Here is a 24,297-nt window from a genome sequence, read left to right on the forward strand (position 1 = left end):
TTTTGATATTCTATTGCATTAAAAAGTCAATTACATATGAAATTCGGCACTTGAGCTTATTGGTTTAGCCAGTTTTTAAATTCAGTGGTTTTTGGCCTGCTAACTATAAATTCATCTTCTCTTTCGGCTTGGACCGATAGTTTTAATCGATGATTAAAGTATTTGTCAATTTTTTGAATAGCCTTTTTCGCTACGATCTGCCCACGATTTATCCTAAAGAATTCTGATGGGTTTAAAGAGTTCATTAATTCGTCTATGGTTTCCTCAATGATGAATCGTTTCGAGTTGCTTATACCGAAGGTGATGCTATCTTCAGAATAGGCATACAGTAGTTCACTAATCGGAATTTGAATGAATCCACTACCTTCTTTTACCAAAATACCCTTCCGATGATTTGGCGCTTGCAGTTCTGCCAACATTCGTTGTACCACTTGAACATCAATGGCTTGTTGTTGCTGTGAAGAAAATTTATCCAATGCGTTTGATAAAAGATCTTGCTGGATAGGCTTTAATAAATAGTCAACACTATTTACTTTAAACGCTTTAATTGCATATTGATCAAAAGCAGTGGTGAAAATTATGGGACATTGCACGGACACATTTTGGAATATTTCGAAGCTGAGGCCATCCGCTAGCTGTATATCCATAAATACCAAATCTGGGGCTTCATTTTTTAAGAACCAATCCACACTATCCTCAACTGTGTCGATTATGTCCAAAAGCCTATGTTCAAAACCACATTGAGATAGCAGCTTTTGTAGTTGGTTTGCTGCTCTGGCCTCGTCTTCAATGATTAGGATTTGAATCATAGTTTTGTTTCTTCTGAATGGTTTAGCAACGGTAACGATACTTCAAAAAGGTCTTTCTGCTTTCGGACTTCAACTTGATGTTCGGAAATCAATGCATACCGATCTTTAATGTTCTTTAACCCTAATTTGGTTGAGGGTAATTGCGTTGATTTGGGTTGTAATTTATTTGTAACAGTTAAGGCATGCCCATCGGCAGAAACAACTACCTCTAGCGGTTTTGCCCTCGAAACGATATTGTGCTTTACAGCATTTTCCAGTAACAATTGCAAGCTCATTGGTATGACCATTTTATCCTCAAGCTTTTCAGGAATCTGCCATTTCACCTTGAGATTATCCCCAAAACGCTCATTTTGAACATGTATATACGCTTTCGCAAATTTTAGTTCGTCTCGCAAAGTGATGATATTGGCGTTACCAGCTTCAAGAATAAACCGATAAATATCGGCTAAGCGATCCACAAACTCCTTTGCTTCCTCCTTGGTGTTTTGATCTATGATGTCACGCAAGGTATTCAAGGTATTGAAAAAGAAGTGAGGCTGGGCTTGATTGCGAAGGGTGTCCAATTGGGCCTGAACAATATGACGTTTGGCTTGTTCTTCTTCCCTAATCGACTTCTTTAAAAGAATATAGTAATAAATGGCTTCGTAAATCGCCATGGTCATTGTGCTAATTAGGATTATTGGAAGAATTATGTTTGAACGAAGAGGATGGTTGTAATTCCTACCAAAAGCATACCCCAATGCCGCATTGCCAATAAAATCAACAGTTAACACGGTAACAACAATTGACAAAAAAAATAATGGAATACGTTTTTTATTGTCCTTTAAACTCGGATAGCGTTTTCGCAATCCGATTAACAACGTTCGCATAACCAACCAATTAACCGTAGAAAACAGTAGTGAAACACTCCAGTTAATGGTTGCTTCCAGAAAAGGCAACCTCGTAAACGAACTACCTGAAAACAAGAAATCGGTAACAAAGCTCAGCAGTAGTATACCGAAGACGACAAACCATTTGTCATCAAATCCCAAATACTTTATACGCTTCGCTTTGTTAAACAATTTCATGAGTTTGATTATTTAAACCCTGACTAATGGCATTCCTTGTTTTGCTTGGTAGAATGTAAAGGCTATCCAAGATGCATAGGCCAAACCAAATAAAACCGTTAGCAATATTCTGTTGCGTTCCAATGTATTCCATCTCTTAGTGAGGTTCCATGCGAATAAAGGGATAATTTGAATGCCGTGCAATCCGAAAAAATGCGCTACCCTTAAATCTCCGGCGATAGTACTCCAATTTAATATCGGTAATCCCTCTCCGCCATCTGCTACTCCGACATTATGAGCCATTTGACCAATCATTTGGCCACCTACCCAACTGCCCAACAACACAACTATCCAGCCTATAAGTATTGCCCATTGCACAGGTCTTGAGGTCTTCATTCGAAGTCGAATGGTCTCGACAATAAAGAAGACCATGGTCATTACAATGATGGATATTAAAATACCCATTGCAGCAAATAAAAGGCCATCTACCAAATTCGATTGATTGTAATGCGATTTAACTCCCCTAGCAGCTTGGAGTACGATAATGGAAATCTCAATCGCCAAGGTCCATGACACGATGTTGTTTACAATATTTCGTTTTCTATTTGAAAACGGATACAAGGTCGTCAAATAACCCACTGTGAGGATATAAATTCCTCCCGAAATGGAAAACTTAAAGGATTTTATCCAGACATTAATTCCCATTAATACTCGGTCATCAATAAAGATTCCAACTAGGCTAATTAAGGCCAATACTGCATGGAATAGGAAAATCCCATACAATATTGGACTTTTGGTTCTAACAGTTTTAAATACGTTTTTGATTGATTTCATGATGTTGATTTTTGATGTATTGATTTATGCTTTTTTGATTGCTTTGATAAAGCTGAAAAGTAAAAACCCTACTGGTCCTAACATAAAGGTGAAAAAAAGACAAGGAGCCATTAGTATTTGATGTATACCGATGGTCTTATTTTTATCGAGCATCCACATACCTACCAATAAATCAAAAGCCAAATAATGCACCCATCCGGCAAGCACTGCATTTTCGACCGTAAATAGGGCCATAACGCTTTGTAAGCTGCCAAAATCCATTGATCCTCCAGTGTATAAGGATATTCCGATATAGATAGCATAAATAACGGAAAGGATAAGTGGTATTACCTTATAATCGATTAAAAATCGAGTAACCTTCCATTTGGGAAGAAAAATCATCAATGCCCACATCGGCATGACAATTAGATTTGCGATTGAAAATACTTCAGTTGGTGTCATGTGTTATTGAAATTGGTTGAACATGACACAAAAATGCAGGATAGTCTATTTATTGGAAAGCGATAATTGTTGAATCATCGTCAATACGGGTTGAATTGTAAACAGTTTTATGCGAAAATACAGCTAAACCGAAGGAAAGTGAATAGCAAATACAAGTATTGGTATCTATTCTTAGCGAAGTATCTTTGAATTCAAATTGGAAGATTTCAATTGCTAAAGGAAAAAGAAAAATGGGCAAAGACGCTTTGAATATCGTCTGGCTAAAACGCGATTTGCGTTTATGTGACCACAAGCCTTTATTTGAGGCCGAAGCCGCCCAACTACCCTATCGCATAATTTATATCTTCGATTCGGAACTTATAAACCGGCAGGACTGTTCCCTTCGACACCTCCAATTTATTTATCACTCCATTTCTGATCTTAATGAACAATTAAGTCCTTTTAACCGCGAGGTTGAAATTTTTTACGGTAAAAGTGTCGAGGTGTTTAAATACTTGATTTCAAATGAACCTATTGGCACCATATTCTCTCATGAAGAAACGGGTGTTCAACAAAGCTGGGAACGCGATAAGGCTGTGGCCAAGGTTTTTAAGGACTCAAAAATTAAATGGTTTGAATATCCAACCAATGGCATAATTCGTGGAATTAAAAATCGGTTTGAGTGGGATAAACATTGGGCGGATACCATGAAATCACCCTTAATTTTAAATAACTACACCCAAACTAGTATAATTCTTTTAGAGCATCCATTTAAACTGCCTATTGAATTGCTTGAAGAATTAAAGTTATATCCAAAACATTTTCAACCCGCAGGACCTAAAAGTGCGGTAAGATATCTTGAAAGTTTCTTTGATTCCCGAGGTGAAAGCTATCATTGGGCCATATCAAAACCTGAAGAAAGTCGTTACCACTGCTCTCGACTTTCCCCTTATATAGCATGGGGGAATATAAGTATTAGACAGGTATATCAATTGACCAAATCAAACCTTAATGTTCAAAAACACAAAAGGGCATTCAATGCATTTATCACCCGTTTACATTGGCATTGTCATTTTATTCAAAAGTTTGAAGTGGAATGTTCTTACGAAACACGCTGTGTAAATTCAGGATATGAAGAAATACAATGGGAAAACAACCCAGAATACTTAGAGGCTTGGAAACAAGGAATGACTGGTTATCCGCTTGTAGATGCATGTATGCGTGCAGTTAATAAAACAGGATGGATAAACTTTAGAATGCGCGCCATGCTTGTTTCCTTTCTTTGTCACAATCTTGATATTGATTGGAAACTGGGAGTTTATCATTTGGCGCAACAATTTTTGGATTATGAACCCGGCATACACTTTCCGCAATTTCAAATGCAAGCCGGTACTACAGGTGTAAATACTATTCGTATTTATAATCCCATTAAACAATCAATGGACCACGACCCAAATGGTACATTCATCAAAAAGTGGGTGCCAGAACTACAAAAAGTTTCAAAAGAACATATACATGAGCCATGGAAAATGACCCTTTTGGAGCAACAATTTAACGGTATTGAGATTGGAAAAGACTATCCCAAACCATTGGTCGACTTAAAATCTTCTGCAAAAAAAGGACGTGAAAAGATTTGGGGGCAACGAAAGAATACACTGGTTCAAGAAGAAAAAAAACGAATATTAAAAGTACATACAAGGCGTAATTAGCCCTTTGTGTCAATTAAATCGTCTTCGGTAATCACTAGGACTTATGCCCTTAAGTCGTTTGAACATTCGATTGAAATAAGAACGATTTGTAAACCCGCAAGCCAAATATATCTCAGTAAGGTCCGTAGAAGGGTCTTTTAAAAACTGGGCTGCGGCATTTATTCGTTCTTCATTAATGAAATCGGTTGTAGAAATCCCCATTTCTTGTTTGAATATCTTGTAAAAATTACTTTCACTCATACAGGCCTTGTCACTGAGTTCTTTTATCGACAACGGGTGCTGGATATTCTCACGTATATAGCGTACTACAAAGGCCAAACGTTTCGACCCTGATAGCTTTTTTGCGTTCTGCTGATAAGTCTTTCGAACATTTGCCTGTAATATCCGAACGACCAGCTCTTGAACCATATTCGATACAAAAAAGTCCTTTGATGGATGGTTTTCTGTATATAAATAAACCAATCGTTGCAGAATCTGATAAATACCAAGGTCATTGGTGAAGTGGAAATTATAATCTAAAATATTCCATTCCTGTCCATCACTTCTGGTCATGCGGTCATTCATGAATTGAACAACCCCCTTCAAGCGATCCTCACCAATTTCCATTGCCAGGCACCTTGTAGGATCGTCTTCACGTGCTTCTGGAAAATCAATGCACATCAATTCATCGGCCGGTAGAATTAGTGATTCTCCAGGCAAAAACTCAAAAGACGGCTTATCCCTTAGATGCATCACCTTTTTTCCTTGAAACATACTGGCCAAAACAGGTGTCCCAAATTGCAACTGTACCCTTTCTGCACGCTGATGTGTTTCAAAAATATGCATGGCAGAATCCTCAAGCTCGTAAGAAGTTTGGTTCTCGACTAAATCAACGAGTTTTCTAGACTTGAAAAATGAATCTGATAACTGCATCCTATTAGGAATTTCTCAAATATTAAAAACAAATATCTATGGAATCACATAAAAGGTACGTTTTTTTTGCCTAATACATAAATATTGATAGGATTGTTCATAGGGATTATAGAATAGTTCAAAGAAATGGCTGTGCATCACAGTACCTTGTATTTCAATTAATTAACGAATAACTAATAAAATAATAAGGAAATGAGTGATGTAAGCACAACCGAGAAAAAGGCTTTGGTAAAGCCATCGTTTAAAAACCAATATGACAACTATATTGGAGGAAAATGGACGGCTCCGGCAAAGGGAGAATATTTTGACAATATTTCACCTGTTGATGGGGCTAGTTTTACAAAGATTGCCCGATCTACAGCCGAAGATATTGATATGGCCATCGATGCCGCTTGGGAAGCCGCTCCCGCATGGAACAACAGTTCTGCAACCGAGCGTAGTAATGCACTATTAAAGATTGCTGATGTTATGGAGCAGAATCTTGAGGCCTTGGCCCGGGCAGAAACCTGGGATAATGGTAAAGCCATTCGTGAAACCATGGCTGCGGATTTACCGTTGGCAGTTGATCACTTCAGATATTTTGCGGGAGTGATACGAGCAGAAGAGGGAACGGTAAGTGAACTTGATGCAAATACAATTTCCATGAACGTTAAAGAACCGCTTGGTGTAGTAGGTCAAATTATTCCATGGAATTTCCCACTTTTAATGGCAGCTTGGAAAGTGGCTCCTGCATTGGCGGCCGGAAACTGTGTGGTTTTAAAGCCTGCAGAACAAACCCCAGTAGGTATCATGATTCTAATGGAAATGATTGAAGGTATTCTACCTGCAGGAGTATTGAATGTTGTAAATGGATTTGGTATTGAAGCAGGAAAACCGCTAGCATCAAGTTCAAGAATCAACAAAATTGCCTTTACAGGAGAAACCACTACAGGACAGCTTATTATGCAATATGCTTCAAAAAATATTATTCCAGTGACCCTTGAATTGGGTGGAAAAAGTCCAAATATCTTCTTTGAAAGCATAATGGATGCAGATGATGAGTTTTTTGATAAATGCTTGGAAGGTGCTGCCATGTTTGCCTTAAACCAAGGAGAGGTATGTACCTGCCCATCTCGAATTCTTATTCAAGAGAATATTTATGAAAAGTTTATTGAACGCGTTATTGAACGTGTTGAAGCTATAAAGTTGGGTCATCCTTTAGACCCTACAACCATGATGGGTGCCCAAGCATCAAATGATCAATATGAGAAAATTTTGAACTACTTGGAAATTGGTAAAGATGAAGGTTGTGAAGTATTGACCGGTGGAGAAGCTGCTTATAATGAGGGCTTGGAAGGAGGCTATTACATTAAGCCAACTTTGCTGAAGGGAAATAATAAGATGCGTGTTTTCCAAGAAGAAATATTTGGTCCGGTGGCCTGCGTAACGACCTTTAAAGACGAGGCTGAGGCCTTAGAAATTGCGAATGACACCTTATATGGCCTTGGAGCTGGAGTCTGGACACGTAATACACATCAAGCTTATCAGATTTCAAGAAAAGTAGAAGCTGGTCGTGTTTGGGTCAATTGCTACCACCTCTACCCTGCCCATGCTCCGTTTGGTGGTTATAAAAAATCCGGTATCGGTCGTGAAACGCATAAAATGATGCTTAACCATTACCGTCAGACCAAGAACATGTTAATCTCACATGATAAAAACGCCTTAGGCTTCTTTTAAAATGGTAGAACGTGTTTTGATAACTGATGAAGCAAAGCGGGTCATTGATTCCCTTAGGGAACAACATGGTCCGCTCATGTTTCACCAAAGTGGTGGGTGCTGCGACGGTTCGTCACCTATGTGTTTTCCTGAAGGAGAACTAATGCTCAATGACACCGATGTTCATCTGGGTACAATTCATGGCTGTGAATTTTACATGTCTAAAGACCAATTTGAATATTGGAAACATACGCAGTTAACAGTTGATATTGTTAAAGGCCGTGGTTCGAGTTTTTCCGTAGAAATACCATTAGGGCTTCGGTTTGTGGTAAAATCAAGGATTTTTAATGAAAACGAACTTGAAGCTTTGAAACAAACTTAGTTTTAGGTGTTCAATTCCACTACTTTCATTCTAACCTGCCCCTCTTAGAACTTCAAGAGGGGAACTTTTAAGAACAGGTCGAATATTACTTAGCCCAATGGCGACTACTAAAAGAACCAAAGCGGGTAAAAAGATTAAAAATGGAATGACTGAAGGAGTAAATGGTTCTTGAAATAAAAATAAGGCCAATAATACACTTCCTATCATAGCAAGTAGCAAACCTGTCAGGCTTCCTAAAAGTCCTAAGAAAAGATATTCTAAAGCCGATATCTTAAGAATCTGTTTGTTCTTGGCACCTAAGGTTCGAAGTAATACACTTTCACGAATTCGTTGATATTTGCTAGTTCTAACGGAGCCAATCAATACGATTATACCGGTTAGTATACTAAAGAAAGCCATAAAATTAATGACCCATGAGACCTTATCCAATATTTCCTCTATGATGGAATAAACTTGTCTTAAATCGATTATTGACACATTAGGAAACTGTTCTACCAAATCGCGTTGCAAATCTGCTGAAATCTTTTCATTACCAACATAACTTGTCAGCACATTAAATTGAGGGGCTTCTTCCAATACCCCAGAAGGGAATACTACCAAGAAATTGAGCTGTAATCGTGTCCAATCCACTTGACGAATACTCCCAACCTTGGTTTCCATCAATACACCTTGAACGTTAAACACGAGGGTATCCCCCACTTTTGCTCGTGCATCACCAGCAAAATTTTCTGAGATTGAAATGGGTATCATTCCGTCTCCTTCAAAATTGGGAATCCAATCCCCTGATAAAAGCTGCTCAGAAGCAATCAACGAATCGCGATAAGTGGTTCGGAACTCATGATTAAGAATCCATCTACTAACTTGGCGTGTAGTGTCTTTTTGCAAGGTTTTTACAGGCACCCCCTTAATACTGTGCAACCGCATGGTGACCAATGGAATATTATTGATGACCCTTAAATTGTTTTCTTCAAATGTTCGTTGTACAGAATCCACCTGTTGACTTTGAATATCAAGCGCTACGAGATTCGGGTTGTTTTCAGATTTTTCGAGTTGGGTTTTCGCCAGTAAAATATCTTTGGTGAAATACAAAGTTGCTATTAAAAAGGTACCCAGCCCTATAGCCACTATGAGAACTAAAGTCTGGTTATTCGGTCTAAATAGGTTGAGCAACGGTTGTCTTAAGGTATAATCGGCATTCTTTGGGAAGAATCTTTTCACCGCTTTCATAATTAAAGAAGACACGCCCCCTAAAATTGAAAAGATGACCAGTACACCGATTACAAAGGCCAAAGCATAGACCGTATCTTTCAAAAGCCAATATGAAAAACCAAAAAGGAATAGAACAATCAGGGTAAATAAAACGAATTGCGGCTTCTTTGAAGGATTAGTAGCTTCAGAATCAACCCGTAAAACCTGTAATGGAGAAACGAACCAAGTACCCAGTAAAGGTAAAAGGGCAAAAAGAACCGACATTAATACTCCGAGAACAACCCCCAAAACCAAAGGCTGAGGCGTAATTCTTAGTTCAACTTCAAAGGGCAGGAAATCTTGAAGTATATAAGGAAATGATTCTTGCAGACCAACTGCAGCCAAGGTGCCTAAAACACCTCCCAATAAACCTATCCCGGCAATTTGAATTAAAAATATCAAGAAACTCTGCCTTCGGGAAGCCCCCATACATTTTAAGACCGCAATGGATTTTAATTTTTCCTTGATGTAAATATTGACGGAACTTGCGATACCGATACAGCCCAAAAGTAATGCGATAAAGGCAACCAAATTGAGGAATTTACCAACGTTGTCATACCGTCTTCCCAGGTTTCTACTGGTAGCGGTGTGTGTATCCAAATCTGCATTGTCAACATCCAATTGAGGGTCGATGGTCCTTTCAAGCAATTCAAGGTCAGACTCTGTGTCTTCAAAAAAATATTGGTACTCTTTTCGGCTGCCAAACTGTATCAATTCGGTATCCGCGATAAATCGATATGGAATTATTACAGGGGGCGCCACCGATGTAGAAATCGCAGTAGAGCCCGGAATTGCCTTTAAGGCCCCGGCAATTGGAAGGGTCACTTTTCCGACCTTAATGGAATCTCCCGGTACGATGTCGTATTGCAGCATTAATGTAGCGTCGACCAAGGCACCTCCATTATATTGATAGTTTTTTGCAGCTGATTCTGGTTGGGAATCAATTTCACCGTAAAACGGAAAAGCACCTTCTATGCCACGAACTCGAACCAATTTGGTGCCTCCATTTTTTGGAAAGGCAATCATGGATACAAAATTGACCTCAAAGGCATCTGGCCCCAAAGAATCAATAATTTCTTGCGTGCGTTCATTTGGTAATTGTCGGCTATCAATTAAATAGTCAGCACCTAATAAGGCCTTGGATTGCTGTTTAATATTATCCTCTAAGTTTTGACTGAATAATTGTATCGCCACAACGGCAGCGATGCCAAGTACAATTGATGCAACAAATAACAACAAACGAACTCGACTGTCTTTTGCATCTCGCCAAGCCATTTTGAATAACCAAAGAGTACCGGCTTTTGACTTAAATCCTTTATTCATCAAACTGCGGTAACAACTTCGTTAGTGACTATTTGCCCTCCTTTTAGGCGTAGAATTTGTTGCGTACGTTGCGCCAAATCCAAATCGTGTGAAATTATGACCAGGGTCGTACCCGCTTCTTTATTTAGCTCAAAAAGTAGTTGTATAACATTTTCCCCAGTCTCAGCATCCAAATTGCCTGTGGGTTCATCAGCAAATAATATGGAAGGGGTATTTGAAAATGCTCGAGCTAAGGCCACACGTTGTTGCTCACCACCAGATAATTGTGATGGATAATGATGAAGCCTCCCACTTAAACCAACTTTATCAAGTAATGTTTTAGCGTTTGTTGCAGCATTTTTAACACCTTGTAACTCTAGCGGTACACTTACGTTCTCTAAGGCAGTCAAGGTCGGTAACAACTGAAAATTTTGAAAAATGAACCCGACCTCTTTGTTTCGCAATTGTGCTCGTTCATCTTCATTGAGTTCAAAAAGATTATAACCGCAAAGTTCGACGGTACCCTCATTTGGAGTGTCGAGTCCAGCACAAAGTCCCAACAACGTCGTTTTTCCACTTCCAGAAGGTCCAATTATTGAAAACGTCTGTCCTTTTTCAACGGAAAAGCTCACATTTTGAAGTACGGTTAACTCTTTGGAGCCACTGGTATAGGTCTTCCGCAACCCATCTATCTTTAATATCTTTGACATTTAATATGCTGATTGATTTGGAATTTTCATCAAAATCTAAAACTAAACAATCGTTTTAACACCCCCTAACCGCTATGTCTGGAAACTTCTTAAAGTTGTGTTATTTTCTAGGTTTTTTGATGTTGTTCTCATGCAAGGAATCAACGAAAGAAGATACTGGTGTTTCAGATGAATCAAAAAATGAAGTACAGGAAGCTGAAACGAAATCAGGAACAAAGAAGATTCTATTTTTTGGAGATTCCTTAACGGCAGGTTATGGTCTTGAAGACTCCGATGAAGCATTTCCTGGAATAATCCAAGAAAAAATCGATTCCCTTGGTTGGAATTACGAGGTGGTCAATTCAGGTGTGAGCGGTGAAACGACAGCTGGTGGAATTGGTAGAATCAACTGGATTTTAAAGCAGGATATAGACGTATTTATTTTGGAACTCGGCGCAAATGACGGACTTCGAGGTGTACAACTTTCAGAAACAAGAGAAAACCTTCAGGGCATAGTGGATGCGGTACGTGATAAAAACCCGAACATACCGATTGTTTTAGCAGGGATGCAATTACCACCAAATATGGGGCAAGAATACACCACTGGGTTTCGGAAGTTATTTGCCGAAATTGCTGAGAAAAATGAACTTCATTTTATTCCTTTTCTGTTAAGGGATGTTGGTGGTGTAGCCGAGCTGAATCAGGCTGACGGCATACATCCTACTGCTGAAGGGCACCACATTGTCGCAAATACGGTTTGGGAATTTCTTGAACCAGTTATAAAGCCTTAAGATTTACTTTTCTAAATTCACGCGAACTGCGTTCATGCCTTTCTGACCTTTTTCCAATTCAAAAGTTACCTTGTCGTTTTCAGTAATTTCATCATTTAGTCCGGATACGTGAACAAAGTGCTTTTCTTGGGTTTCACTATCCATGATGAACCCAAAGCCTTTAGAATGGTCAAAGAAAGCTACCTTACCACTTCGAATTGGATTGAATTTATCTTCGTCAGTCTCTTCCTTTTGAGGAATTCCCAAAACGATGTCTTCAGCATCTACCTTAATCTTTTCAGAAGGGTCTGGAGGAGTGTCGGTTAGATTTCCAAACTGGTCCACATAGGCGAAAGGTATGCCACCATCGCCTTCTTTGGCCTCAGCTTTGCGTGCCTCACGGCGCTTTTGCTTTTCTTCCTTCTTTTTTTGCTTTAGTTTTTCTTTCTCTCGTTTGTTAAAGGTTTGCTGTGATCTCGCCATAAATATTAATATAAAGGGAAGATAGGATTTTAAATTGCGAATCAAAATGTTTTACGATAAAAAAGTAAATTGTACGATGCGTGGAATGAAGCAGACGCTACTAAATTATCGGCAAACTTTGGTTGACGTTCTTTAATTTATACCTAAGATTGTGTTAGATATAATCGTATGAAATCAAAAAACAGAAACGGCAAACTCCTTATAAAACTTCTGGTTCAATCCATACTCTTTTGGGGTTTTGCACTTTTCTCATACGCTATTTTTCGTTTTTATGGCCTCGAAAATGAATTAGATACTTTGACGCCAGAACAGCTTCAAGAACGCCCCTTCGGCATTCCACTTTTTGTGGCCACGACCTTAGGTCTTGGGTTAGGACTGCTGTATGGCCTAATTGACTTTATTTATGAGAAGTATCTTTTAAAGCGGCTGAGATTAGGCGTTGGGCTTCTAGTAAATACACTGTTGCATTTTACAAGTACCATCTTCGTTTTCTCTTTGGGCATCGGCTTTTTCTCGAAGATCTTTCCTATAAATTTTGAGTTACAGCCCGGTTGGTGGTGGTTTGACAAACGTTTTTGGGCCGTAATGTGGTATATCATATTAGCCTCGTTAGTCTTTTCAATATTAAAAATTGCGGCAGAACGATTTGGTCCTGGGGTATTCTTTAAAATGCTGATGGGTCATTATAAAAATCCACAGGAGGAAGAACGCATATTTATGTTTTTGGATTTAAAGGACTCCACTACCATTGCTGAAAAACTTGAACACCATAAATACAGTCAGTTTATACAAGATTGTTTTTATGACCTTAATGAGGTGGTATTGGACTATGGCGCCGAAATCTATCAATATGTTGGAGATGAGGCGGTTTTGAGTTGGCCATACCAAAAAGGATTGGCAAACAACAATTGCCTTGGGGTCTTTTTTGCCTTTGAGGCCCAACGCTTATCAAGAAAAGAATATTACTTAAGCAAATACGATGTGTTTCCCGAATTCAAAGCAGGAATTCATGGTGGTCCTCTAATGGTTGCCGAAGTTGGATTTGTAAAAAAAGAACTTGCCTATCATGGTGATGTTATCAATACCTCTGCCCGCATTCAAGCAGAGTGCAATAAGCACGACGCAAACCTACTGATATCAACAAAATTGTTAGATGAATTGGAGCTTGACAAATCGTCAAAACCTACATTTTTAGGAAGTGTTTTATTGAAAGGGAAACGGAAAGAAATTGGTATAAGTTCAATTATAACAAATCCTATCTCGGGAAATATTGATCTGCTATGAAGTAACCCGCAGTAAGTACGTGGCCATATTTGTCTCTAATTCCTTGAAACGACTGGAGAGCTCTTCAATGTCCGCTATATCTGAATCTGCAATGGAACCTTTTGAATTGTACTCCGTTAAAGCAATTTGCTGTTGATTTGAAAGTTCTTCAAGCTCAATTCGCAATTGCTGAAGCAATTGAAAACAGCTATAATCTTTAGGCTCAAAACGATAAGAAGTAGTCTTTTTTAATAGTCGAGAAACCGCTTCACTCTCGCGCTCAAGTCTTCGATGTACCTTATCGTAATTAGTACTTATTTCTGTTGTCATCTATTGGGGAATTTGAAGTACTTTAAAATTAGGAAAAAATCTTACGAAAACGTTTGATTACTACTACTTTGTAACATTATTAACACTTTATTCAACGCTTAACATTGAGTTAACCATTTGAAGATGATGACATAACTACGATTACTGTCAGTCCACAACTAACCGAATTAAATCTTATCTTCAAGTCATATCAATTAAAAAATTCAACATTGAAGACGAGAAGAATAATTACTTCGGTATTAATACTGTCTCTGGCAATTCAAGGACAAATTTATGGTCAATCAACCCAAATAAAGACAGCTGAAATAACCTTCGAGTTTCCTTCAAAGAACGTAAGCGGCACAATTGAAGGATTCGAGTCTTCTTCTACAATTGATTTCAACAATTTGGAAGGGTCTAAAATGAAGGGGGCTGTCGATAGTAAAACTTTGGATACCAATAACTTTTTAAGGAATATCTCCTTACGAAGCGGTCGTTATTTTGATGTCAAGAACTATCCAAAAATCTACTTTGAAAGCTCTAGCATTCGTAAACAGACCAATGGTTTTAAAGTTATCGGAACCCTTACAATGAAAGGAACAAGTAAACCCTTGGAAATCAATTTTAAAGAAGTAAGAAACAAACTTTTAGGAAATACTTCACTATATTCTTCGGATTATGGAATTACCATTAAAAAGGAAAGAACGGATAATTTGGTGAAAGTTAATTTTTCCTTTGAGCTTCAGTAACACCAAAAAGTAAATCATAGATTTTGCCTACACCCCAATTCCCCAATGGAAAGTAGAGGGCGAAGAAAAGACTCATTGCAAGACTGAAGTTTCTGATATTAAATAACTGATCTAAAATATTGTTGGGATAAGCGTAGGATGTTTGTAAGGCGTATCCACCAAACTCTAATAACCCCATTGCAATAAGCCCATATGCGTATTGAGTATGAAAGGGCAATCCTCTAAGAAGCAGTGAGATGGGAACCATATATAGGATATAACAGGTAATTACCTGCCACCAAAAGGTAAATTTGGCAATTTCTACTTGGGCGCCGAACCAATTCATAGCAAGCCCCCAAAGAAAATATACCAATACATATGTTATTAATAACCGTTTATCAACGCGGAGTTTGGTCAATGCCCATTCAAAAAAACCTTCCACTATTCAGATTTTAATTTTTGACCTAATATTCCAGCTTTAATCAAAAGCACGGTTCCAGTCAATAGAATACTTAGCGAGACCGTTCCTAATACTACCCATTCCCACAAGGGAGCACCGCTATGTTTATAAAAAGCACTTTCTATCACACAACAGATTCCAAAACCGTATAATAAGGCACCGAATCCACCAGTGAGCAACCATTTTCTTTTTAAATCCATTAAGAATTAGGCTTTTCCAATTTTTGCTCAATTATGGTAAGTGCGTCATTGACGGTTTGCATACCATCCATATCCTCATTTTCGAGAATGATGTCAAAAGCGTCTTCGACATCCAAAACAATATCGACCAAATTCGCTGAATTAATATTCAATTCGGTGGTAAAGTTGCTTGAAGTATTTATAGAATCTGCACTGACATCATCCGGCAAATATTGGGCAACTATGGTTTTAAGTTTAGTGTAGTGTTCTTCGTTCATCGGTTCTTAGTCGCTGTGTCGACCAAAAATAACGCATGCATTCACATCTCCAAAGCCAAAACTGGCTTTTGCCAAATGATTTATGCTATAATTCTCTGATTCTTGAGGTATGCTTTTAGAACTAATTTGATTAAGAATATCCGGATGAACATCCTCACAGTTTTTATTGCCAAAAAGACGATCGTTTTTTATTTGAAGAACGGCCCCAACGCATTCAATACTGCCGGCTGCAGCCAAACAATGTCCCAGATGTCCTTTAAAACTGTTTATTTTAGGAAAATCCTCTCCATCCCTTCCCAAAACCATACTCCAATTCCTTATTTCCTCAGCATCCTTTGAAGTTGCAGTTAAATGGCCATTAATTGCATCTATTTGAGAAGCATTTATTCCCGAATTGCTTAAAGCATTAGCAATACAGTGTTGAACTCCTTCAGGATTTGGAGCTGTCATGCTACCACCATTTCGTTGTCCACCGCTATTGATTGCACCACCCAAAACTTCTGCATAGATTTTTGCTCCACGACCAAGTGCACTTTCTAAAGATTCCAAGAATAGGGCGCCAGAACCGCAGCCTGGAACAAAACCAGCCGCAGTCGCACTCATAGGTCTGCTTGCCTTTTCGGGTTCTTCATTGAATTTTCGAGGTAAAATGCGCATAGCATCAAAGGCTCCCCATACATAGGGACCGCCATCGCTGCAACTGCCGACAAGAACTTTGTTTGCTTGACCATTCGCAATGAGTTCATAGCCCATTAATATAGCTTCCGTTCCGGTACTACAGGCAGAGGAATTTGTTGTGACTTGATTACCTGCACCGATTTTTCCTCCTAAGAATGCGCTTATGCCACTAGACATAGTCTGTTCCACTACCCCACTGCCCAATCTTCTAACTAGACCATCATCTACCTTATGAATTGCCTCCCTAAATTTATCCACGCCTAAAATACCAGTTCCAAAAACGACACCTAAATCCCAATTTGGGGATGAGGGGTTGAATTGTAATCCAGCGTCCTTATAAGCTTCCAAACCAGCTAATGCCCCATAAACAAGACCTGAAGAGTTTAGTCCACGTAATTCGACAGAAGAAAAATAATTCAATAATTCAATTGAATTTAAATCTGGTTGGCCTGCAACCTGACAGCTGAAATTGAGGTTTTTTAGAGTGCTATGATGTGTAATTCCAGATTTGCCAACATCCAAGGCTCTTGAAAAATCTTGAAGGTTGTTACCCAATGGAGTGCAAACTCCCATACCCGTTATGACAACCCTATTTTTCATCCTCTTTATTCACTAACATTCCTGCCAAGGTGCCTGAACAGACCAATTCTTCATTGGTATTGTACATTTTCACCTTGCATTTCAATTTATTAAAACGGAAGTATAGTTTTTCAGAAACTACTCTTACCCTTTCTTCTGGAACTACGGGTTTTAAAAATTCCATTTCAGAACTGGTCATTCCAACTCCCACAGAATCTTTTACCAATTCATCTCCCAACAGACAAATCCCTAAAGCCACCAATCCGATTTGGGCGCAGCATTCGGTAAGAATGACACCTGGGGTAATTGGATTGTCTTTAAAGTGCCCTTTGTAGAAAAAAGAATCTTTCGGAAAACTGTAATAACCACTTATTCCCTCTTCACTTATACTAACCAATTCATCAACAAATAAGAAGGGTTTACTATAAGGAAGTCTAGAAATAATATCCTCATTGCTCAACATAGGCTTTCTCCTCCATCGACTTTTAAAACATTACCGGTAATCCATTTGGCCTCATCGGTCGTCAATAAATAAACAGCATTTGCCACGTCTTCTACGGTGGTCAAACGTCTATTCGGATTTCGATTTAGAGCTACCTTAGCAATCAGTTCGCTATTAGGGATCAATCGAAAAGAGGCTGTATCACAAACACCTGCCTGTATGCAATTCGCTTTAATACCAATTGGTGCCAGTTCAACGGCGATTGCCTTGGTCAAACTTTCTAAGGTGGTTTTTGCAGCTGATACCGCAGCGTAGTTAGGTATTATTTTAGAACTACCTTCGCTTGTAAATGCTACTATCCTAGAATCACTTTCAAACAATTGCAATGCAATAAGTTTCTGAATCCAATCATATAGGCTGAGCGCCATTGCGGAAATCGTTAATTCAAAATCTTGATGATTTAATAATGGCCTGTTTTCTGAATACATTGGTTTAAGGTTTCCTTTGGCAATACTATGTACCAATACCTTTATTTTCTGATTCGAAAGAGCTGCAGCAACTTCCTCTAAAACGGAATCTTGTTTGTCACCATTTGTCGCATCAACATTGAATGACAACACAATGGCCCCGATGTCACGGAGTTTTTGAAAGGTACTTTCGATGCCTTCTAAGTCCGTACGTCTATTTCGATGTACAAGAATTAAATTAAACCCTTGTTTGGCAAGTTTAGTTGCTGTGGCTAGGCCTAAACCACTACTACCCCCTAATATCAATGCCCATTTTCTTGTTGTATTGCCCATTTACCATTCAATTAAGACCCGTTGTGCTGAAAAACCGGGACCAAAACTCAGAATTAATCCTAGCTCCCCTTTGGCCATATTCCTGTGTAAGAACTTTTGTAAAACATAAAGCACGGTAACACTGCTCATATTGCCATACTCCCTGAGTACTTCCTTGGTTTCGTTAATGTTTTTACCCATTTCCCCAAAGAGTGTTTCGACTGCTTGAACTATTTTTTTTCCACCAGGATGGAAAATTAAGTGGTCTACGTCTTCAATCCTCCTGTTGTTTTGTTCGATAAATGGGTAAATCACCTTTTCAAAATCTGTTGCTATTCGCTCCGGGACCTTCGGGTCTAAAATCATCTGAAGACCGGTATTGGTCATATCAAAACCCATTAAATGTGTCGATTCTGGATAGTGGTACATTTCACCATCAATAATTTTAGGACCTGCAGCTTCCTTTTCAGAAGATAACAAAACACACGCTGCCCCATCGCCAAATATTGCCGCGCTTACCATATTGGCCATCGAAAAATCGTTGTGTTGAAAAGTTGCGGTCGCACTTTCAAAGGCTACTATGGCAGCTCGTTTTCCCGGATTTGCCCTTAAAAAATTATAGGCGTATATCAAACCGGAAACTCCTGCAGCACAGCCCATTTCGGTTACTGGTAAGCGAACGATATTCGTTCGTAAACCAAGAGAATTGATTAAATAGGCATCCAAAGACGGAATCATAATTCCTGTACAACTGACAGTTATGATAAAATCAAGGCTTTCTGGATTCCATTGCTGATCATCCAATGCCTTTTGAAGTGCTTTTGCCCCTAACTCTTTTGCTGACTTTTCATAAACTTTATTCTTTTCTTCGAAACTAGTTGTTGTAAAAACTTCTTCGATAGGCATGATACCATAACGCTTGTCTACCCCGGCACCTTCAAAAATCTTAGTTATTTTCCTTCGGAAACGATCATCTTCATTTTCGAGCCAAGTTTGTATATACGGTATAATTTCATTGGTACTCCTAGTATATGGGGGAAGGGCTTTTGAAACGCCTACGATATGGGTATTTGTCATAAATTCAATTGAATTGTGGCTGTTTTATTGACCAAATAAATCGATAATTGGGATACCATTTAAAATCGTGTACAGCCGTTTTCAGCTGATTTGCAAAACCTTCGATTTCTGGTTTTATAAATCCGCTTTTGATGGAAACCAGTCCATCATTTTTAGCAATTTTTGTTTTTATAAACAAGGTACTGATTATTTTAAACCATAAACAGGCCCAGTAACTCCGTTTTAAATCATTGATGATGATTTCGATGTTTGTTATGGATTGGAATCGTTCTAACAGCAAGGGTATATCTTCTGTTTTAAAGTGGTGAAGTGTTAATCCACAAAGTAATATATCACAGCGTTCCATTGAATTTTCCTCTTTCAAAATATTCACCTTTGAATAGCTAATTTCCGGATAGGCCTTTGAGGCTTCTTTTGCAATTGCTATTGCTTTAGGACTAATATCCAAACCAACCATTTTAAATCTGACCTTCTTCTTTCTAAGATAATCCGCCAGCTCTCGTAACAAGTTACCATCACCACAACCAAAATCATAGAGGGTATAATCCTTTTCCGTATCTCCCTGAACGGTCTGCCAAACTTTATTCTTCACCATATGGTGTGCAGCCAAAAGGGAATTGACACGATTTATATCAACAAATACCGCTTTCAGAGTTTGAATTTCCAAGTCAGGATCATCCATTAATTCATTCTGTGTATTCCTGTGATCAAGTTTCTTCATACTACCATTGGTTTACCATGGGTTTTAGAAATTAAATATGGCAACAACTTTTGGTTGGTCCTTAATATCCCAAGACCACTTTCCAAAAGGAAAGGTTTTAGAAATAGGTTCTGAAAGTTCCTGCCAAAGGCAAGTCGTTTTGAAAATTCATTTTTCCACTTGATAGAATAGGTTTTCTCTAAGTTATCTCTATCGATACTCCCCTTCAAACCCGCTATAAGAATCTCTGAGGCCAATTTGGCACTTGTAATTGCCATTGCCATTCCATTACCACACAATGGATGAATCAAGCCTGCAGAATCTCCGCACATGAGCATATGGTTTTCAACAGCACGTTTTTTCTCAAAGGAAATCTGTGATATACTGATTGGTTTTATAAAATCTTCAGTAAGTTCGGAATGCTCTAAAAACGCTCTGAGCATGGGATTCTTAGATACTATCTTTTCATTGAACCCCATGATATCTCCAATTTCTTTGAAAGATTCGTAAGAAACCAAATAACAGAAATTGACTTTATTGTCTTCTACCATTGAAAGCCCACCATATCCACCTTTAAATGTGCCCAAGGCGACCAAATCATGGGGAAATTCCTTTGAATAATAATGTCCTTTGATTCCCAACCATGGTGATTTGCGCTGTATAAAGGGGCGATTGAATTTTTTGTCCATCGTTGAACGCTTACCAAAACATCCCAATACATATTTTGAATGGAATCTTCCGGATTTAGTCTCAACTAAGAACGAATTATTATTAAAGACCACGTCTTCTACATTTTCAAATCGGAATTTTACCCCGTTTTCTAAACTCTTTACGTAGAGACCGTTATCAATGGCATATCGGCTAATGCCGAAACCTCCTAATGGCAATTCACATGAAGTGCTTCTTCCGCTGGTAGTTTGCAATCTAAATTTAGAAATGCTCGGATATTCTTTACCGAAATCTATTCCAAGTGACTTGAAATAAGGGCGAACTTCATTGGAAATATATTCTCCACAAACTTTATGTCTTGGTAAAGGTGACTTTTCAAGTACCAAAACACTTACCGAATTCTGGCTTAGATGTATGGCCGCGGTCAATCCTGCCAACCCCGCTCCAATAATAATTACTTCATAATCCAACACCTAGTGAAGATAGGCCTAAAATAAAAAATCCCAAACCTGATTTACATCCGGAATGGGATTTTACTATTCGTGAAAAAGGATTAACCCTTAGTTTCGCGCATCGCTTCTTGTTTCAAGGCATCACTTGCTACAATAGCCAATTCAACCCTTCTGTTCTGTGCTTTTCCCTCTTTCGTATCGTTGGTAGCCTTTGGCTGTCCTTCACCATACCATTTAGTCGTAAATCTACCACTGCTGATGCCCTGGTTGACCAAATAATTGGTAACCGATTCTGCACGCTGCTGGGAAAGACCCCAATTATATTCTTCACTGCCGGCACTATCGGTGTGGCCTTCAACCAAAATATTTGTCTGTGGATATTCTTTAAAAATATCCGCTAATTTGTTGAGTGTAGTGGCAGATGTTCCTTTAACATCAGATTTATTAGTGTCAAAATAGACCCCTGCATCTTCTGTAAAGGTTACATTGATACCCTCGCCAACACGTTGAACTTCAGCTCCTGGTATTTCTTCTTCAATTCGCTCTGCTTGACGGTCCATACGGTCACCAATATAACCACCGGCAGCACCGCCAACAACAGCTCCGATTATGGCACCTAAAGCCGTATTTCCTTTACCGACGTTATTCCCAATTACTCCGCCAATTACAGCACCTCCTACAGCACCAATCACAGCACCTTTTTGTTTGTTGTTGGCATTTTTGGTAGCGTTACAGCCAACTAATAATCCGAATATGGCCAACATGGCCAATGGTTTTGAAATATATGTTTTCATATTGCTTCTATTGTTGTTTTGTGAATTCGTAAACTATGATAATGGGCTCACCATCAACACTGACATTTGATTTTAAAGTCATTTCGGTTTCGGTTAGATTGGCAATATCCAATCGGTATCCAAAACCTCCGGAAACGTCTTTGCGTTTTTCATCTATGAATTTGAACTGCAATTGGCTCACCCTATCAGCAGGTTCTACCACAGACCATCGAATAAAGCGATCACCTCCCTGACACAAGGACCCTTGTTTTATGGTGTATCGGCCAGTACTATTATTGTCCCTGAAGTACCAATTGCTTCCTTCAAAACACAAATCCTTGGCATCTCCAAAAATCACAGAACTAAAGGCACCTTCATTATTTTCGTAATCAATATTGTCCAAAATCCAGGTACCACTGATTATGTTTCTCTGGGTTCTTGCAGATTTTGAGACAGAGCAAGAAGTTATCGTAACCAGCAACACAAGTATTGCCAGAAGTTGGCTTGTTTTCATAATTGTCTAAAGTTTTTAGTTACTCTATATACGTCTTAGACACAGAATGGATTATGAAAGACCGTTAAGCAAAAGTTAAATTCAATACTGAAGTAATTGCAATAGTTCGGTTTCAAATCTTTTCTTGGGTAGGTAATTTGCTTCTAAAGAAGAAGCGAAAGGCACAGGGGTTTCCAAAGCTCCAACTCGCTTCACAGGTGCATCTAAGAATTCAAAGCAATTTTCCATCACCAATGCAGAGATATCACTACCAATTCCACCAAACAGCGTATCCTCGTGCAGAATAATAAGTTTTCCGGTTTTCTTAACCGATTCGAAAATTGCCGCTGTATCTAAAGGCTGCAGGCTTCTAAGGTCAATTAGGTCTGCCTTAATTTCAGGATATTGCTTCAAGGTTTCCAAGGCCCAATGTATTCCAGCTCCATAAGAAACAATGGTTATTTCTTCACCCTCAGTAAGCAGATTTGCTTTTCCTAAAGGCAGTAGATAAAAATCGTCTGGCACATCTCCATATACGCTTCGGTATAATCCTTTGTGCTCAAAGAACAAAACCGGGTTGGGGTCTTCAATAGCCATTGCCAATAAACCTTTGGCATCAGCTGGAAATGCAGGGTAAATCACCTTTAAACCTGGCGTTTTGGTAAACCATGCTTCGTTTGTTTGGGAATGAAATGGTCCTGCCCCAACACCGCCACCGCAGGGCATTCGAACAACAACATCAGCATTTTGCCCCCATCGGTAATTTACTTTTGCCAGATAATTTACAATAGGGTTGAATCCTGAACTTACAAAATCGGCGAATTGCATTTCAACAACTGCCTTATGTCCATTTATTGCGAGTCCCATGCCCGCTGAAACAATTATCGACTCACAAATCGGAGTATTACGCACTCGAGATATTCCAAATTCGCTATGAAAGCCTTCAGTAACTTTAAAAACACCCCCGTATTCTGCTACGTCCTGACCCATTATCACCAAGTTTTCGTGTCGCTTCATTGATTGATACAATCCTTTTGAAATTGCATCTACAAAACGAATATTAGAAATGCTATTTGAAGGTTCAATTACTTCTATTTCAATATTTTGGTATACCTCATTTAATTCTTTACTTATATCTGAATCAACGATAGGTTCATTAAATGCCAATTGAAGATTTTCCTCAATTTCCTTGCTTATTTTTTGCTTTTCGGCAGAAATCCAATCCTCATTGATAATACCTTGTTCCAGCAAAAAGTCTTGATAGTTTTGAATGGGGTCCTTTGCCTCCCATTCTTGCATTAATTCCTCAGGTACATATTTCGTGCCACTTGCTTCTTCGTGACCGCGCATTCGAAACGTTTGAAACTCCAGTAAAATGGGCCTTGGCCGCTGACGAATGGTTCTGGCCAACTCGGAAACTTTAGTGAAAACATCCAGAATATTGTTCCCGTCTATTATTCTACCTTCAATACCGTACCCCTTGGCCCTATCCACAAGATGTTCACAGTTGTATTGTTCAGATGTTGGGGTTGAAAGTCCATATCCATTGTTTTCGATACAAAATATCACCGGCAAGTTCCAAACCGAAGCTACGTTCAATGCCTCATGAAAATCACCTTCACTTGTCCCACCTTCTCCAGTGAAAACTGCGGTTACCGCCTTTCTTTCCTTTAACAAATCACCAAGGGCTATTCCATTTGCTACACCTAATTGGGGGCCTAAATGCGATATCATCCCAACTATGTTGAATTCTTGCGTACCAAAATGAAAACTTCTATCCCTGCCTTGGGTAAATCCACTGGCTTTTCCCTGCCATTGCGAAAACAATCTGTTTAATGGAATATTACGCGAAGTAAAAACACCTAAATTTCGGTGCATCGGAAGAATATACTCATCGGTTTTTAAAGCATGGGACACACCAACTGAAATAGCCTCTTGCCCTATACCACTGAACCATTTCGAAATCTTACCCTGCCTAAGTAAGACCAGCATCTTCTCTTCTATCATCCGCGGTTTCAGCATTTGGAGATAGAGTGTTTTTAATTGTTCGTCTTCAAGAACTCCTTTGTGAAATCGCATTCATTAGTATTTGCCTTCAAATGTAATAAAATGGAAAACCAACACTTTAAACCTAGGTCA

27 protein-coding genes are annotated in these 24,297 nt (G+C 38.8%); 6 read left to right on the forward strand and 21 right to left on the reverse strand.

Going from position 1 to position 24,297, the window contains the following annotated elements; translation table 11 throughout:
• Window positions 1-56: 56 nt before the first annotated feature.
• Genes HCU67_RS10360 through HCU67_RS10375 form a run of 4 tightly spaced genes read right to left on the reverse strand, consistent with a single transcriptional unit; the run spans window position 57 to window position 3,130 of the window.
• Window positions 57-809, reverse strand: coding sequence for a LytR/AlgR family response regulator transcription factor (locus HCU67_RS10360; protein WP_210423685.1), 753 nt, complete (start codon window positions 807-809; stop codon window positions 57-59).
• A complete protein-coding gene (locus HCU67_RS10365; RefSeq protein WP_168552556.1) occupies window positions 806-1,876 on the reverse strand; it encodes a sensor histidine kinase in 1,071 nt (356 codons plus the stop codon). The genes HCU67_RS10360 and HCU67_RS10365 overlap by 4 nt, the downstream gene beginning before the upstream one ends.
• Before the next feature lie 12 nt (window positions 1,877-1,888).
• Complete coding sequence (locus tag HCU67_RS10370) at window positions 1,889-2,689, reverse strand: hypothetical protein (protein WP_168552557.1); 801 nt, start codon at window positions 2,687-2,689, stop codon at window positions 1,889-1,891.
• 24 nt (window positions 2,690-2,713) lie between these two features.
• Entirely contained in the window at window positions 2,714-3,130 is a 417-nt protein-coding gene (locus HCU67_RS10375) for an ABA4-like family protein (protein WP_168552558.1), read from the reverse strand.
• A gap of 230 nt (window positions 3,131-3,360) precedes the next feature.
• Between HCU67_RS10375 and HCU67_RS10380 the strand changes: the two genes are divergently transcribed.
• The gene (locus HCU67_RS10380) at window positions 3,361-4,818 is read left to right on the forward strand and encodes a cryptochrome/deoxyribodipyrimidine photo-lyase family protein (protein WP_168553483.1); all 1,458 of its coding nucleotides are present in this window, start codon (window positions 3,361-3,363) and stop codon (window positions 4,816-4,818) included.
• Window positions 4,819-4,827: 9 nt separating this feature from the next.
• Here the strand turns inward: HCU67_RS10380 and HCU67_RS10385 are convergent, their stop codons facing one another.
• Entirely contained in the window at window positions 4,828-5,730 is a 903-nt protein-coding gene (locus HCU67_RS10385) for an AraC family transcriptional regulator (RefSeq protein WP_168552559.1), read from the reverse strand.
• Between the two features lie 192 nt (window positions 5,731-5,922).
• On the opposite strand from HCU67_RS10385, the gene HCU67_RS10390 reads away from it, so the two are divergent.
• Both HCU67_RS10390 and HCU67_RS10395 read left to right on the forward strand, forming a co-directional pair.
• Window positions 5,923-7,446 (forward strand): aldehyde dehydrogenase family protein, encoded by a 1,524-nt coding sequence (locus tag HCU67_RS10390; RefSeq protein ID WP_168552560.1) that lies wholly within the window; start codon window positions 5,923-5,925, stop codon window positions 7,444-7,446.
• 1 nt (window position 7,447) lies between these two features.
• Window positions 7,448-7,807, forward strand: coding sequence for a DUF779 domain-containing protein (locus HCU67_RS10395; RefSeq protein ID WP_168552561.1), 360 nt, complete (start codon window positions 7,448-7,450; stop codon window positions 7,805-7,807).
• 30 nt (window positions 7,808-7,837) lie between these two features.
• On the opposite strand, the gene HCU67_RS10400 is transcribed toward HCU67_RS10395, so the two are convergent.
• A complete protein-coding gene (locus HCU67_RS10400; protein ID WP_168553484.1) occupies window positions 7,838-10,330 on the reverse strand; it encodes an ABC transporter permease in 2,493 nt (830 codons plus the stop codon).
• A gap of 47 nt (window positions 10,331-10,377) precedes the next feature.
• Window positions 10,378-11,067 (reverse strand): ABC transporter ATP-binding protein, encoded by a 690-nt coding sequence (locus HCU67_RS10405; protein WP_168552562.1) that lies wholly within the window; start codon window positions 11,065-11,067, stop codon window positions 10,378-10,380.
• 74 nt (window positions 11,068-11,141) lie between these two features.
• On the opposite strand from HCU67_RS10405, the gene HCU67_RS10410 reads away from it, so the two are divergent.
• Window positions 11,142-11,837: an arylesterase gene (locus HCU67_RS10410; protein ID WP_168552563.1), complete on the forward strand. Its 696-nt coding sequence runs from the start codon at window positions 11,142-11,144 to the stop codon at window positions 11,835-11,837.
• 3 nt (window positions 11,838-11,840) lie between these two features.
• On the opposite strand, the gene HCU67_RS10415 is transcribed toward HCU67_RS10410, so the two are convergent.
• The gene (locus HCU67_RS10415) at window positions 11,841-12,299 is read right to left on the reverse strand and encodes a cold-shock protein (RefSeq protein ID WP_168552564.1); all 459 of its coding nucleotides are present in this window, start codon (window positions 12,297-12,299) and stop codon (window positions 11,841-11,843) included.
• A gap of 168 nt (window positions 12,300-12,467) precedes the next feature.
• On the opposite strand from HCU67_RS10415, the gene HCU67_RS10420 reads away from it, so the two are divergent.
• Window positions 12,468-13,583, forward strand: a complete 1,116-nt coding sequence (locus tag HCU67_RS10420) for an adenylate/guanylate cyclase domain-containing protein (protein ID WP_168552565.1) — start codon at window positions 12,468-12,470, stop codon at window positions 13,581-13,583.
• On the opposite strand, the gene HCU67_RS10425 is transcribed toward HCU67_RS10420, so the two are convergent.
• A complete protein-coding gene (locus tag HCU67_RS10425) occupies window positions 13,578-13,892 on the reverse strand; it encodes a hypothetical protein (protein WP_168552566.1) in 315 nt (104 codons plus the stop codon). The two genes, HCU67_RS10420 and HCU67_RS10425, sit on opposite strands and share 6 nt — an antisense overlap.
• Before the next feature lie 209 nt (window positions 13,893-14,101).
• Between HCU67_RS10425 and HCU67_RS10430 the strand changes: the two genes are divergently transcribed.
• Entirely contained in the window at window positions 14,102-14,620 is a 519-nt protein-coding gene (locus HCU67_RS10430) for a YceI family protein (protein ID WP_168552567.1), read from the forward strand.
• On the opposite strand, the gene HCU67_RS10435 is transcribed toward HCU67_RS10430, so the two are convergent.
• From HCU67_RS10435 to HCU67_RS10490, 12 genes are all read right to left on the reverse strand, one after another.
• Window positions 14,595-15,041, reverse strand: a complete 447-nt coding sequence (locus HCU67_RS10435; RefSeq protein ID WP_168552568.1) for a hypothetical protein — start codon at window positions 15,039-15,041, stop codon at window positions 14,595-14,597. The two genes, HCU67_RS10430 and HCU67_RS10435, sit on opposite strands and share 26 nt — an antisense overlap.
• Window positions 15,041-15,259 (reverse strand): hypothetical protein, encoded by a 219-nt coding sequence (locus tag HCU67_RS10440; RefSeq protein WP_168552569.1) that lies wholly within the window; start codon window positions 15,257-15,259, stop codon window positions 15,041-15,043. Before HCU67_RS10440 ends, HCU67_RS10435 begins: the two co-directional genes overlap by 1 nt.
• Window positions 15,259-15,516, reverse strand: a complete 258-nt coding sequence (locus HCU67_RS10445) for an acyl carrier protein (RefSeq protein WP_168552570.1) — start codon at window positions 15,514-15,516, stop codon at window positions 15,259-15,261. The genes HCU67_RS10440 and HCU67_RS10445 overlap by 1 nt, the downstream gene beginning before the upstream one ends.
• 6 nt (window positions 15,517-15,522) lie before the next feature.
• Window positions 15,523-16,794, reverse strand: a complete 1,272-nt coding sequence (locus HCU67_RS10450) for a beta-ketoacyl-[acyl-carrier-protein] synthase family protein (protein ID WP_168552571.1) — start codon at window positions 16,792-16,794, stop codon at window positions 15,523-15,525.
• Window positions 16,784-17,233, reverse strand: a complete 450-nt coding sequence (locus tag HCU67_RS10455) for a 3-hydroxyacyl-ACP dehydratase FabZ family protein (protein ID WP_168553485.1) — start codon at window positions 17,231-17,233, stop codon at window positions 16,784-16,786. Before HCU67_RS10455 ends, HCU67_RS10450 begins: the two co-directional genes overlap by 11 nt.
• Window positions 17,230-18,015 (reverse strand): SDR family oxidoreductase, encoded by a 786-nt coding sequence (locus tag HCU67_RS10460; RefSeq protein WP_168552572.1) that lies wholly within the window; start codon window positions 18,013-18,015, stop codon window positions 17,230-17,232. Before HCU67_RS10460 ends, HCU67_RS10455 begins: the two co-directional genes overlap by 4 nt.
• Entirely contained in the window at window positions 18,016-19,071 is a 1,056-nt protein-coding gene (locus tag HCU67_RS10465; protein ID WP_168552573.1) for a type III polyketide synthase, read from the reverse strand.
• A 4-nt stretch (window positions 19,072-19,075) separates the two neighbouring features.
• Window positions 19,076-19,792: a methyltransferase domain-containing protein gene (locus HCU67_RS10470; protein ID WP_168552574.1), complete on the reverse strand. Its 717-nt coding sequence runs from the start codon at window positions 19,790-19,792 to the stop codon at window positions 19,076-19,078.
• Window positions 19,789-20,913 (reverse strand): FAD-dependent oxidoreductase, encoded by a 1,125-nt coding sequence (locus HCU67_RS10475; protein ID WP_168552575.1) that lies wholly within the window; start codon window positions 20,911-20,913, stop codon window positions 19,789-19,791. The genes HCU67_RS10470 and HCU67_RS10475 overlap by 4 nt, the downstream gene beginning before the upstream one ends.
• A gap of 80 nt (window positions 20,914-20,993) precedes the next feature.
• Window positions 20,994-21,686, reverse strand: a complete 693-nt coding sequence (locus HCU67_RS10480) for a YiaD family glycine zipper/OmpA-like lipoprotein (RefSeq protein WP_168552576.1) — start codon at window positions 21,684-21,686, stop codon at window positions 20,994-20,996.
• 7 nt (window positions 21,687-21,693) lie between these two features.
• The gene (locus HCU67_RS10485; RefSeq protein WP_168552577.1) at window positions 21,694-22,179 is read right to left on the reverse strand and encodes a lipocalin-like domain-containing protein; all 486 of its coding nucleotides are present in this window, start codon (window positions 22,177-22,179) and stop codon (window positions 21,694-21,696) included.
• Between the two features lie 81 nt (window positions 22,180-22,260).
• Window positions 22,261-24,237 carry an alpha-ketoacid dehydrogenase subunit alpha/beta gene (locus HCU67_RS10490; RefSeq protein WP_168552578.1) on the reverse strand — a complete coding sequence of 659 codons (1,977 nt, stop codon included), beginning with the start codon at window positions 24,235-24,237 and terminating at the stop codon, window positions 22,261-22,263.
• Window positions 24,238-24,297 lie beyond the last annotated feature (60 nt).

The sequence above is a fragment of the Croceivirga thetidis genome, assembly GCF_012272815.1.
In the GTDB taxonomy this organism is placed as follows: Bacteria; Bacteroidota; Bacteroidia; order Flavobacteriales; family Flavobacteriaceae; genus Croceivirga; species Croceivirga thetidis.